Here is an 11,557-nt window from a genome sequence, read left to right on the forward strand (position 1 = left end):
CTGCGGGGCCCACGAGACCCGGTGTCGACTGTGGTGCCGGTTACCCGGCGTTGCGGGCAGCGCGACGAGCGGCCAGCTCGTCGGACATCGAGGCGACCTGCTCGCCGTCCTCGGCCGTACGCTCGCTTGGCAGCTCCGAGAGGGTGCCCTCGATCTCGCGCCACACACCACCGATGGCGATGCCGAAGACGCCCTGCCCGCCCTGGAGCAGATCGATGACCTCGTCGTTGCTGGTGCACTCGTAGACCGAGGCGCCGTCGCTCATCAGCGTGACGCGGGTCAGGTCGTCGGTGCCGCGCTCGCGCAGGTGCTGGACCGCGGCACGGATCTGCTGCAGCGAGATGCCGGCGTCGAGGAGCCGCTTGATCACCTTGAGGATCAGGATGTCACGGAAGGAGTAGAGCCGCTGGGTGCCGGAACCGGTGGCGCCACGCACGCTCGGCTCGACGAGGCCGGTGCGGGCCCAGTAGTCGAGCTGGCGGTAGCTGATCCCGGCCGCGTTGCAGGCCGTCGGGCCGCGGTATCCGGTGTCGCTCGGCAGTGGCGAGACATCGTCGGTGAAGAGAAGGCCCTGCTCATCAGCCTGCTCCGCCGCGCGTTGCGCGTCGTCGGCGCCGTGGCCGGGCTTCTGCTCGTGGTCGAACACGATGTCCTCCATCGTCTACTCCGTTGTGCGTAACTCCACTCGGGGAATGAACGGCTGCGGCGGGGGGACCACACCGTTGGAGTTACAACAGAGACAACTACAAGGTAAGCGCCGTACGGGCCCCGGTCAAAGAACCCCCTCCGGCGTGTCGCCCACCCTAACCCTCAACATGAACTTGAGGCTTCTGCCTCAGTGAGACTCGAAGTCCTCGGGCGTGATCTCGTCCAGGAACTCCCGGAACTTCTCGATCTCGTCCTCCTGCTCGGCCGGGACCGCCAGTCCCGCCTCGTCGAGGACGTCGTCGGAGACCACGATCTTGGTGCCGGTACGCAGCGCCAGTGCGATCGAGTCCGAGGGCCGCGCGCTCACCTCGACGCCCGAGGCGAAGACGAGGTTGGCGTAGAAGACACGGTCGGTCACCGAGGTGATCTGGACCTCGGTCAGCTCGTTGCCGGTCGCCTCCACCACGTCCTTGAGCAGATCGTGGGTCAGCGGCCTCGGCGGCACAACGCCCTGCTGGGCGAAGGCGATCGCGGTCGCCTCCACGGCACCGATCCAGATGGGCAGGTATCGCTCACCTGCCACCTCGCGCAACAGCACGATCGGCTGGTTGGAGGGCATCTCCACTCGGACTCCGAGCACATCGACCTCGCGCATGTCTTCCACCCTACCCGGGTCCGGGTGGCAACAGGAGCCCGGTCAGCGGTCGCGCAGGCCGGACTTCACCAAAGTGGCGTGCAGACGGACCGCGAGCGAGGCGATCTCGCTGCCGATCTCCTCAGCGCGTCCCTGCGCGCCGGCGTTGCCCGGGCGTCGCAGCGGCGCCACGATCTGCTCGATCAGCCCGACCTCGCGGTCGGCTGCGGCCTTCATGCCGCGCAGGTGGCGCGGCTCGATGCCGAACTCGGCCAGCTCCTTGGCGGTGCGCGCGATCGCCAGGGCGTCGGTGTCGTAGTGGCCGCTGCGCAACGGCACCACCAGCCCCATCTTCTCCAGCTCACTCAGCAGCGCGTCCTCGACCTCGGCCACCTTGAGGAGCTCGCGCCGCGAGATGCGCATGTTGTCGGTGCGCCGGAACGTCTCCGGCCCCGGCGCGCCGTCGGGCGCCAGGGCGACCGTCGGGACGGTGGGCACGGTCGGCTCGATCGCCGGCGGCTCCAGGCCCCGGTCGATGGCGTCGAGGTGCTCGCCGATGACCTTCAGCGGCAGGTAGTGGTCACGCTGCATCCGCAGGACGTAGCGCAGCCTCTCCACGTCGCGGCGGGAGAACTTGCGGTAGCCCGCGGGCGTACGCTCCGGCTTGATCAGTCCCTTGTCCTCGAGGAACCGGATCTTCGGGATGGTGACCGTCGGGAAGTCGGGACGCAGCTGGTCCAGGACCTGCCCGATGTTGAGCCGCTCCCCCGAGTCGCTGGCCGGCCGTTGCGGGTCGGGCATCGCGGCGGCGGCCATCGGCTATGCCCCTTCGTGCCCGGCGTAGAAGACGAGCCGGAACTTCCCGACCTGCACCTCGTCGCCGTCCTTGAGGACGACCTTCTCGATGCGGTCGCGGTTGACGTAGGTGCCGTTGAGGCTGCCGGAGTCGGAGACCTCGAAGGTGTCTCCGGTGCGCGCGAACTCGGCGTGGCGACGCGAGACGGTGACGTCGTCGAGGAAGATGTCGCTGTCCGGGTGGCGGCCGGCGACCACGGTGTCCTGGTCGAGGAGGAAGCGGCTGCCGGCGCCGGGACCGCGCTGCACGACGAGCATGCCGTTGCCGCGCGGCAGCGCCTCGACGGTGGCCGCGTCGACCGGGCTCAGCACCCGGTCGGAGGTGTCGGCGTCAGCCCCGAGCTGGATCGTCGAGGTCTGGTCGGTCCCGGTCAGGCTTACGCCACACTGCGAGCAGAACCGTGCTTCGTCGGGGTTCTGGCTGCCGCAAGCGGGGCACACGGACATTTGAGCTCCAGGTTCATCGAGGGCCGGGCACACACCCTCAAGTGAACGTTGAGGGATGGTATCCGCAACCTATCAGGTCGGCCCAGGTGTTCGGTTGAGTTACGCGTCGAGGGATGCCTCGTACGCCGAGGCGTCGAGGAGGCTCTCCAGCTCGGCGGGGTCGGACGGGGTGACCTCGAAGAGCCAGCCGCCGCCGTAGGGGTCGTCGTTGACGAGCTCGGGCGTGGCGTCGAGGGAGCCGTTGACCGCGACGACCTCGCCGGAGATCGGGGCGTAGATGTCGCTGACCGACTTGGTCGACTCCAGCTCGCCGCAGCTCTCACCGGACTTGATGGTGTCGCCGACCGCGGGCATCGAGACGTAGACGATGTCGCCGAGGGCGTCCTGGGCGTAGTTGGTGATGCCGACCCGTACCGAACCCTCGGTCTCGCCGGGGTTGCGCAGCCACTCGTGCTCGCTGGTGTACTTCAGGTCCTCGGGGTACACGGGCATCTCCTCATCAGGCGTACTTGGTCTGGCCACGGAAGATCGTCCCGCGAACCGGTTGACGAAACCCTACTGCGCTCCACCGACGGAACGGTCAGCGGGACACGGTGTGAATCGACTCGATGTCGATCTTCTCCTCGGAGTCGACCTTCACCTCGGCGCCCTGCTCCTCGAGCTGGTCCTGAGGACCCTGGTAGAAGTCGATCGCACCGGCCAGCGTGTCGGGCGGGCCGATCACCTTGAGCCGGTAGGGCGGGCTGATCATCTCGCCGCTGACGTTGAGGCCCGGAGCCGGCTGGCTGACCTCGATCGACGACGATGCGACCAGGCGCACGGCCTCACCGTCGGCGCCCTCGATCTCCATGGCCTCGGCGCCGCTGGTGCGCAGCTCCTCGATCAGGTCGAGCAGGCCGGTCAGGCGCAGCGGGTCGGCGCCGGGGTCGATCTCCACCATGATGCCCGGCCCGCTGACCGGCACCGTGCCGGCGATGACGCGGAGCGTGTCGACCTGCTCCTCGGCGCGCTGCAGCGCGGTCTGCTGCTGGAGGGTCTGGTCTTCCAGCTCGTCGCGGGTGGCCTCGAGATCCTCGATCTGCTCCTGGGCCTTCTGGGTCGTGCCGGCCAGGCCGGAGAGGACGTCGATCAGCTCCTGCTCGCGCAGCCCGGCGTAGGTCGAGTCCTCGTCGTTGGTCTGCACCTGCACCACGGCGCCGTAACCGAGTACGCAGAGCAGCGCCGCCACGGCCACCTGGCCGCGTCGGAAGTGGGTGAGCGCGTCGAAGAGCCGGGCTCGACCCACCAGGGGCGCAGGCTCCTCCTCGGGCTCCTCGGCCGGCTCTGCGGGCTTCTCAGCCTCCTCGGGCTTCTCAGGCTCCTCGGAGACGGCGGGCGCGACAACGTCGACGGGCGCCTCGGCGTCATCGGTCTCGGACCGCTCCGCCTCGACCGGCTCGTCGTCCTCGGGCACGGACTCGTCTGCCGGCGCGTCGGCAGGTGCGGCTTCCGCCGTCGCGGTGGTCTCTTCGGCCGCTGTGGTCTCTTCGGTCTCCGCGGGCTCCGGCTCATCGAGCGCCTCGGCCGCGGCTTCCGGCTCCGCCGGCGCGTCCTTCGCGACCTCGGCGCCGGCCTCATCGCTCACCGGCTCGGGCGTGTCATCGCCCGGCTCCTCCGACGCTGTCTCCTCGGGCGCTGTCTCCTTGGGCGCTGTCTCCTCGGGCGTCTCGTCCGCGGGATCCCCGGCGGGTTCCTCAGCAGGCTCCTCAGCGGGCTCAGCCGCCTCGGCAGCCTTCGGCGTCGACTCGTCAGCCGACGGCGTACCCGCCTTCTCGATCTCGGGCTCGACCGCCGTCTGCTCGTCGGCGACGTTCTCCTCGGGGAGGTTCTTCTCCACGGGCGCGACGGCCTTCTTCGGCGCAGGCTTCTTCGCCTGCGTCTTCTTGGCGGGGGTGCGCTTGGCCGCGGTGCGCTTCGCGGTCGGCCGCCTCTTCCGCTCAGGCATGGAAGATGTGCCTCCGGATGGCTGCGACGTTGGTGAAGATGCGGATGCCGAGGACGACGATCACGCCGGTGGACAGCTGACCGCCGACGCCGAGGCGGTCACCGAGGTAGACGATGCCGGCGGCGATGACGACGTTGCTGATGAAGGAGACGACGAACACCTTGTCGTCGAAGATGCCGTCCATGAAGGCGCGCAGCGCACCGAAGACCGCGTCCAGCGCGGCGACGACGGCGATCGGCAGATAAGGCGCCAGACCGACCGGCACCTCGGGCTGGAAGAACAGCCCCAGCACGATGCCGATCACTAGGCCGATGACGGCGATCATTCTTCGCGGTCCCCTTCGGTGTTCTCTTGCTTGTCTTCGTCGGTGTTCTTGCTGGGCTTCTTGCTGGGCTTCTCGTCGGGCTTCGCAGAGCCCTTGGCGCCCTCGTCACGCTCGTTCGCGCCGAGATGGGTCAGCTCGAGCAGAGCGGCCGGCGCCGCGGGAAGCGTGAGCCGGTCGATGTTCTCGACCTGGTAGGGCATCCCGTAGTCCTGCGTCGTGGCGTGGATCATCGCGCCGGAGACCGTCTCGGCGAAGCGTGCGGCCAGCGTACGCGTGTCACCGATGGCCGACACCTCATATGGCGGAGAGAGCGAGACGTCGTTCATCCGGAGGGTGGCGCCGGAGGTGATCACACCGCTGCGCGGGGTCACCCGCTGGCCGTCGACGGAGACGGCGGTCGCACCCGCCTGCCACAGCCCGTTGACGATCACAGCGAGATCGTAGTCGCGCACGGTGCCACCCTCGACCCCGTCCGGTGCGTTGTCGATGGTGATCCTGATGCCCTCGCCGGTCACCGGGGCGAAGCCGGTCTCCTCGGCGGTCGCGGCGGCCTTCGAGGAGGCCGACTCGGCGCGCGACCCGAGCGCGTTGAGCGCCGCCTCCCGGCTCTGGTTGTCCTCGCGGAGCTCGGCGATCTCCTGGTGGAGGTCGGCGATGCGGTCCTGGCGCTGCTCGATGCGGTCGATGAGGACCTGTCTGCTGGTCTGGCGGACGTCCTCGTTGCGAGAGGTCTGGACCGCGGCCGTGGTGGCCAGCAGCGCGAAGAGGCCGACGACGATCATCGCCCGCAGCCCCGGCCGTCGACGCCTGGTCATGGGCTCGTCGGTGGGCTCGCGCCGCTCGGCGGCGGCGCGGTAGTCGGAGTCGATCGACTGGTCGGTGATCCGGTCGAGGAGCGGCTTGGTGACGTAGGCGCGCAGGTCCTCGGAGTCGGGGATCCGGTCAGGCACGGCCCGCACCACCCTTCTCCAGCGGTGGCGTGGTGGCCATCAGGCGACGCACCTCCTGGGCGTAGAGGACCAGGCTCCACCACAGCAGCAGGATGCCCCACAGCGCGAACGCCCAGCCGAAGGCCTGCGCCAGCTGGATCGGCAGGCTGGGCTCCAGGCCGAGGTCGAGGGTCTCCGGGATGTCATGGGTGAGATAGAGCAGGGGGAACGAGGCCAGCAGGCAGAAGGCGGCCACCTTGCCGAGCAGATGCACCGGCAGCGTACGCACCCCGCGGCTGCGGAGCGCCGGGACGAGCGCGAGCACGGCGACGTAGCGCAACGGCACCAGCAGCGCGATCAGGCCGGGGACGACGTCGATGCGCCAGAGCGCGAGCGTCGCGGCGAGGACGAAGACCGTGTTGGCCACCACGTCGAGCAGCTCACCGGTGCGGCGCTGGTCGAGCTGCTTGCGGTTGAGCCAGCTGTCGAGCAGGTCGGTGACCACGGCCAGACCGAAGGCGGCCAGCGCGATCCGGTCGTCCTTCGCGATCATGACCGCCCACAGCACGACCGGGGCGTAGACGAGCCGGAGGATGCTGAGCAGCTTGCCGAACGCGGGCTGGTTGCGGTCGCTCGAACCCAGCGGTCGCCGCGGGTCCCGGCCATGTTGCAGGCGGGGATCACCGGCACGACGGTTGGGCATCTCCAGGCTCTCCTCTGTCACCGGACGCGGCACGCGCCAACCCTAGTCGGTGCCGGTGGAGTCGTCGGCGTGGGCGGCGTCACGGATCTCTCCGACCAGCTCCTCGATGACATCCTCCAGCGTCGCCAGCCCGATGGTGCTGCCGTCCTCGCGGACGACCCGGGCCATGTGGGCGCCGCGGCGCTGCAGGGTCTCGAGCGTCTCGTGGAGGGCGTCGTCGGCGGTGACCGTGGCGAACGGACGGATCCACTTGTTCTGCACCGGCTGGTGGCGCCGCTCCTCGTCGGGCTCGAGCACGTCCTTGATGTGCAGGTAGCCGAGCAGGGCACCGCCCTCGTCGGAGACCGGGAAGCGGCTGTAGCCGGTGGAGGCGCAGACCGCCTCGATGTCGGCCCCCGAGGCACCACGCTGGACGATCGTCCAGTCGGCGATCGGGATGGTGACCTTGGCGACGGTCTTCTCGGTGAAGCCGAGCGCGCCGGCCAGGCGGCCGTACTCGTCCTCCTCCAGCAGGCCCTCGCCACGGGACTCCTCGACCATCGCGGCGACCTCGGCGCGGGTGAAGGCGGAGCTCACCTCGTCCTTGGGCTCGATGCCGAGCGCGCGGACGCACAGGTTGGCGACGAAGTTGAAGGCGACGATGATCGGGCGGAGCACGTAGACGACCGCGTAGATGGCCGGGCCGAGGACCAGGGCGGCCTTGTCGGGGCCGGCCAGGGCGATGTTCTTCGGCACCATCTCGCCCACCACGACGTGGAGGTAGGTGACCACGAGCATCGCGATCACGAACGCGACCGGGTGGTGGAGCGCGTCGGGCAGGCCGACGAGGTCGAAGCCGGGTTCGAGCAGGTGGGCGAGCGCCGGCTCGGTGATCGCCAGCAGCAGCACCGAGCAGACCGTGATGCCGAGCTGGGCGCCGGCCATCATCAGGCTGATGTTCTCCATCGCCCGCAGGGTGATCCGGGCCATCTGCGAGCCGCCTTGGGCGGCGGGCTCGATCTGGCTGCGGCGGGCGGAGACCAGGGCGAACTCGGAGCCGACGAAGAAGCCGTTGGCGAGCAGCAGCACCAGGCCGAGCAGAAGTCCCATCGTGGCGCTCATCAGCCGATCACCTGCATCGAGATCCGGTCGATCCGGCGGCCGTCCATGACCTCCACGGTGAGCTTCACATACCTCGCGTAGACGTCGTCGTCATCGGAGTCGGGCGGCGGGGTGCCGGGCACGGTGAGCTCGGCGGACGCTCCGCGCTCGGGGATGCGGCCGAGCAGGCTCAGCACCAGGCCGGCGACGGTGTCGTAGTCCTCCCCCTCGGGCAGGGCGACGCCGGTGATGTCCTCGACCTCGTCGGGTCGCAGCAGCCCGGAGAGCGACCATCCCCCGTCGCGGCGCAGACGGGCGCGGGCGCTGAGCGGGTCGTGCTCGTCGGCGATGTCACCGACGATCTCCTCGATCACGTCCTCGAGGGTGACGATGCCGGCCTGGTCGCCGTACTCGTCGAGCACCACGGCCATCTGGAACCCCTCCGAGCGCAGCAGCGCCATCAGCGGATCCAGCCGGAGCGAGTCGGGCACGACCACCGGCGGCACCATCAGGTGCTTGACCTTGGCCGTCGGCCGCTCGTGCACCGGCAGCGCCACCGCGGCCTTGACGTGCACGGTGCCGACGACGATCTCGTTGTCGTCGAGCACCGGGAACCGGGAGTTGCCCGTACGTCGGGTGAGCTCGATCAGCGCCTCGGCACGGTCGTTGTGGTCGAGGCTGTTGACGCGTACGCGGGGAGTCATGATCTCGCTCGCGGTGCGGGCGCCGAACTCGACCGAGCGCTCCATCAGCTCGGCGGTGTCCGCGTCGAGGGTGCCCTCGTGGGCGCTGCGCTGGATCAGCGAGGAGAGCTCGGCGGAGCTGCGCGCCGAGCGCAGCTCCTCCTGCGGCTCCATGCCCAACCGGCGTACGACGGCGTTGGCGGTGCCGTTGAGCACCTTGATCGGGCCGCGCATGATCCGGGTGAAGGCGCGCATCGGGCCCTGGGTGAAGCGTGCGGTCTCCAGCGGCAGGGCGAGCGCGATGTTCTTGGGGACGAGCTCGCCGAAGAGCATCGTCACGATCGTGGAGAGCGCCAGCGCGACGGTCACGGCGATCGCCGTGACCGCTCCTTCGGGCAGGCCGGCGGCGAGCAGCGGTGCGTCGATGATCTCGGCGATCGCGGGCTCGGACATCCATCCGATGCCGAGGTTGGTCACGGTGATGCCCACCTGGGCGCCGGAGAGGTTGCTGGAGAGCTCTTTCATCGCCCTCAGCACGCCCTGGGCGCCCTTGTCGCCCTGCTCGGCGGCCATCTCCACCTGGGCGTGGTCGACGGTGACGAGCGAGAACTCTGCGGCGACGAAGACTCCACATGCGGCGACGAGGAGCAGCGCCAGCAAGATGAACACGATCTCGGTCACCGCACGTACCTCGGTCGGTACGGCCGCGGGTCAAGCAGCGGGCATGGATATTGGCCGGGTTGCGGTCCGTCCATCGGGGTTCAGATCGTCCTTAGCTGTTGGAAGTTCCGTCAGCCTACATCGCTGTGGTTGCGCCGCTTGCGTTGCAGGTGCGGGCCTTGCGGCATGCGGCGCGTACCGGACAGCGTTGTCCAGAACGGGCGCGTGAGCCTTGACACACCTGGTCGGTTCGTCAAGCGTTGCCGGGCAGCACACCACCCCCTTCGAGCAGAGGTAGTCACTGTGACCATGCCCACGCAGCCCTCGTCCGCAACCTCCAGACGTACGTTCCTGGCCGGCGCCGCCGGTGCCGCTGGTGCGACGGCGAGCGGACTGCTCGCCGGTCCTGCCGCTGCCGGCTCGCCCCGACGCGTACGACTGGTGCGGGAGGAGCACCGGGCGGTCGTCATCGGATCCGGCTTCGGGGGCGGCGTGGCCGCGCTGCGGCTGGCCCAGGCCGGGGTGCCGGTCACCGTCCTCGAGCGCGGCCGCCGCTGGCCGACGGGGCCGGATGCGAAGACGTTCCCCACGGTGCGCAGCCTCGACAAGCGAGTGCTCTTCCACACCACCGCGCCCGCCGCCCTCAAGCCGCTGCAGAAGCTGCTCGGCACTCCCCTGAACTTCGGTCCGTACGTCGGTCTGCTCGAGCCCGTCCTCGGGCAGAACATGCTGGCCATGTGCGCGGCCGGTGTCGGTGGTGGCTCGCTGGTCTACCAGGGCATGACGCTGCAGCCCTCCGCGGAGGTGTTCGACGCGTGGATGCCGGGCGGCCTCGACTACGAGCTCATGGACCGGGTCCACTACCCGCGGGTGGCCAAGATGCTCGGTGCCGCGACCGCGCCCGACGAGCTGATCGCCTCGGACAACTACCGGGTCTCGCGCACGTTCGGCGAGCGGGTCGAGGCGGCCGGCTACGACCTGCAGAAGATCCCGATGCCGATCGACTGGTCCTACGCGCTGGCGGAGCTGCGCGGTGAGATGTCGCCCTCCTACACCAACGGCGACTGCGCGCTCGGCGTCAACAACGGCGGCAAGCACTCCGTCGACGTCACCTACATCCAGCGGGCCGAGGCCACCGGCCGCGTACACGTCGCCACCCGACACAACGTCACCAGCGTCGCGCGCGCCGCCGACGGCCGCTGGGAGGTGCACGTGGACCGTACGAACGACGCCGGCGACGTCGTGGAGCAGAAGATCCTCACCACCCGCGCGCTGGTGATGGCGGCCGGCTCGCTCAACACCAGCAAGCTGCTGGTCCGAGCCGCCGGCACCGGCGCGATCCCCGACCTTCCCGAGCAGCTCGGTCAGGGCTGGGGCACCAACGGCGACCGCATCTACATGTGGCGCCCCTTCGACGAGAACCTGACCGGTACGCAGGGCGGTCCCGTCGTCTACCAGAGCCAGGACTGGGCCGACCCGGCGACCGCGAACACGGTCATCCAGGCGTCCCTGCCACCACTCCCCCTCGGTCTCGACCTGGGCGCGACGATGCTGGTCGGCTTCGGGGTCAGTGCCGACCGTGGCAGCTTCCGCTACAGCTCGCTGACCGACTCGGTCAGCCTGCGCTTTCCCTTCGGTGGCGACTCGGCCAGCTACCGCGCCATCCACGAGCGGGTCTCGAAGATCAGCGGCGGCATCGGCGCCTTGATCGACACCAACGCCATCGTCAACAGCACCTGGCATCCGCTCGGCGGCGCCAACATGGACACCGTCTGCGACCTCGACGGCCGAGTCCAGGGTCAGGACGGGCTCTACGTGCTCGACGGTGCCCTCATCCCCGGCACCACCGGCGCCTGCAACCCGTCGATGACGATCGCCGCGGTCGCCGAGCGAGCCCTCGACAACATCGTCGGCAAGGACATCGGAACCCTCATCTGACCGACAGAATCCCTTCATCCGACCCTCGCCAGGAAACTGCAATGCAAAATTCTGCAGATTTTGCCGAAAACCATTGGCAAGGGTTTGGGTGATGCGGCAACATAGTTCTTGCCCCGCTGGTGACCCGAGACGCCAGCGGGGCTCTTACGTTTTCGGACCGCATCCGAGACGCTTCGCGACCTTGTTCAGTTCCTCTCGCAGCTTCGTCCGGTAGGCGTCGTGCTCGGGTAGCCGTGCGTCACGGCCGCCCGCGCCTCCATGCGCTTCCAGTCCTTCTTGTCGCCGATCATCCAAGTCAGCCGGTTTGTCATCGTCTTGCTCCTTCGCTTCGTGTCCTGGTGGCGGCCCTTTCTGCGGCCACGGAAGAAGCGTGCAAGCCTGACGTTGCGTCAAGGTCAAGCGTTGATCCGAGGATCTCTCGCAGCATCAGGCAGCGAGGGTGTGCTGCAGGAGTACGCGGCGGAGCCGGCGCTCTGCTGGTGAGAGTCGTGGGGCTGGTTGCCAGATGTCGGATGGTGGGCTCGTGTAGGTGTGGCCGGTTGGGGTGATGGTGGTGATGCTGCCGTCGGGGGCTGGCCTGGCTTGCCAGCCGAGCGACTCCTTGGCCTGATTGCATCTTTCACAGAGGCCCTGGAGGTTGTCGGCGCTCGTCGTGCCGCCGTCTGCGCGGC

The 11,557-nt window shown here is 69.2% G+C and carries 13 protein-coding genes; 1 reads left to right on the forward strand and 12 read right to left on the reverse strand.

Annotated elements, in window-relative coordinates; translation table 11 throughout:
• Positions 1-40: 40 nt before the first annotated feature.
• From IEY81_RS02430 to IEY81_RS02480, 11 genes are all read right to left on the reverse strand, one after another.
• Positions 41-658 (reverse strand): MerR family transcriptional regulator, encoded by a 618-nt coding sequence (locus IEY81_RS02430; RefSeq protein ID WP_229787222.1) that lies wholly within the window; start codon positions 656-658, stop codon positions 41-43.
• 177 nt (positions 659-835) lie between these two features.
• Positions 836-1,303 carry a bifunctional nuclease family protein gene (locus IEY81_RS02435; protein WP_189116820.1) on the reverse strand — a complete coding sequence of 156 codons (468 nt, stop codon included), beginning with the start codon at positions 1,301-1,303 and terminating at the stop codon, positions 836-838.
• 42 nt (positions 1,304-1,345) lie between these two features.
• A complete protein-coding gene (gene ftsR / locus IEY81_RS02440; protein ID WP_189116821.1) occupies positions 1,346-2,098 on the reverse strand; it encodes a transcriptional regulator FtsR in 753 nt (250 codons plus the stop codon).
• Positions 2,099-2,101: 3 nt separating this feature from the next.
• Positions 2,102-2,584 carry an FHA domain-containing protein gene (locus IEY81_RS02445; RefSeq protein ID WP_189116822.1) on the reverse strand — a complete coding sequence of 161 codons (483 nt, stop codon included), beginning with the start codon at positions 2,582-2,584 and terminating at the stop codon, positions 2,102-2,104.
• Positions 2,585-2,683: 99 nt separating this feature from the next.
• Positions 2,684-3,070 carry a glycine cleavage system protein GcvH gene (gcvH, locus tag IEY81_RS02450; protein WP_310280908.1) on the reverse strand — a complete coding sequence of 129 codons (387 nt, stop codon included), beginning with the start codon at positions 3,068-3,070 and terminating at the stop codon, positions 2,684-2,686.
• Between the two features lie 94 nt (positions 3,071-3,164).
• The gene (locus IEY81_RS02455; RefSeq protein ID WP_189116824.1) at positions 3,165-4,568 is read right to left on the reverse strand and encodes a DUF881 domain-containing protein; all 1,404 of its coding nucleotides are present in this window, start codon (positions 4,566-4,568) and stop codon (positions 3,165-3,167) included.
• Positions 4,561-4,893 carry a small basic family protein gene (locus tag IEY81_RS02460; protein ID WP_008359542.1) on the reverse strand — a complete coding sequence of 111 codons (333 nt, stop codon included), beginning with the start codon at positions 4,891-4,893 and terminating at the stop codon, positions 4,561-4,563. The genes IEY81_RS02455 and IEY81_RS02460 overlap by 8 nt, the downstream gene beginning before the upstream one ends.
• Positions 4,890-5,843: a DUF881 domain-containing protein gene (locus tag IEY81_RS02465; protein WP_189116825.1), complete on the reverse strand. Its 954-nt coding sequence runs from the start codon at positions 5,841-5,843 to the stop codon at positions 4,890-4,892. The genes IEY81_RS02460 and IEY81_RS02465 overlap by 4 nt, the downstream gene beginning before the upstream one ends.
• Positions 5,836-6,558: a CDP-alcohol phosphatidyltransferase family protein gene (locus IEY81_RS02470; RefSeq protein WP_189116826.1), complete on the reverse strand. Its 723-nt coding sequence runs from the start codon at positions 6,556-6,558 to the stop codon at positions 5,836-5,838. Before IEY81_RS02470 ends, IEY81_RS02465 begins: the two co-directional genes overlap by 8 nt.
• 9 nt (positions 6,559-6,567) lie before the next feature.
• Complete coding sequence (locus IEY81_RS02475; RefSeq protein ID WP_189116827.1) at positions 6,568-7,626, reverse strand: hemolysin family protein; 1,059 nt, start codon at positions 7,624-7,626, stop codon at positions 6,568-6,570.
• The gene (locus tag IEY81_RS02480) at positions 7,626-8,969 is read right to left on the reverse strand and encodes a hemolysin family protein (protein WP_189116828.1); all 1,344 of its coding nucleotides are present in this window, start codon (positions 8,967-8,969) and stop codon (positions 7,626-7,628) included. The genes IEY81_RS02475 and IEY81_RS02480 overlap by 1 nt, the downstream gene beginning before the upstream one ends.
• Positions 8,970-9,257: 288 nt before the next feature.
• Between IEY81_RS02480 and IEY81_RS02485 the strand changes: the two genes are divergently transcribed.
• The gene (locus IEY81_RS02485) at positions 9,258-10,886 is read left to right on the forward strand and encodes a GMC oxidoreductase (RefSeq protein ID WP_189116829.1); all 1,629 of its coding nucleotides are present in this window, start codon (positions 9,258-9,260) and stop codon (positions 10,884-10,886) included.
• A gap of 426 nt (positions 10,887-11,312) precedes the next feature.
• Here the strand turns inward: IEY81_RS02485 and IEY81_RS02490 are convergent.
• The coding region (locus IEY81_RS02490) for an HNH endonuclease (RefSeq protein ID WP_189116830.1) at positions 11,313-11,557 on the reverse strand (245 nt) is incomplete at its 5' end.

Source organism: Nocardioides luteus (assembly GCF_014648595.1).
In the GTDB taxonomy this organism is placed as follows: Bacteria; Actinomycetota; Actinomycetes; order Propionibacteriales; family Nocardioidaceae; genus Nocardioides; species Nocardioides luteus.

Bases quoted from the DNA above. Each gene is read 5' to 3' on its own strand.
- IEY81_RS02435 (WP_189116820.1), bottom strand. From the start codon at position 1,303: ATGCGCGAGGTCGATGTGCTCGGAGTCCGAGTGGAGATGCCCTCCAAC.
- IEY81_RS02455 (WP_189116824.1), bottom strand. From the start codon at position 4,568: ATGCCTGAGCGGAAGAGGCGGCCGACCGCGAAGCGCACCGCGGCCAAG.
- ftsR (WP_189116821.1), bottom strand. From the start codon at position 2,098: ATGGCCGCCGCCGCGATGCCCGACCCGCAACGGCCGGCCAGCGACTCG.
- IEY81_RS02445 (WP_189116822.1), bottom strand. From the start codon at position 2,584: ATGTCCGTGTGCCCCGCTTGCGGCAGCCAGAACCCCGACGAAGCACGG.
- IEY81_RS02485 (WP_189116829.1), top strand. From the start codon at position 9,258: ATGCCCACGCAGCCCTCGTCCGCAACCTCCAGACGTACGTTCCTGGCC.
- IEY81_RS02430 (WP_229787222.1), bottom strand. From the start codon at position 658: ATGGAGGACATCGTGTTCGACCACGAGCAGAAGCCCGGCCACGGCGCC.
- IEY81_RS02460 (WP_008359542.1), bottom strand. From the start codon at position 4,893: ATGATCGCCGTCATCGGCCTAGTGATCGGCATCGTGCTGGGGCTGTTC.
- IEY81_RS02475 (WP_189116827.1), bottom strand. From the start codon at position 7,626: ATGAGCGCCACGATGGGACTTCTGCTCGGCCTGGTGCTGCTGCTCGCC.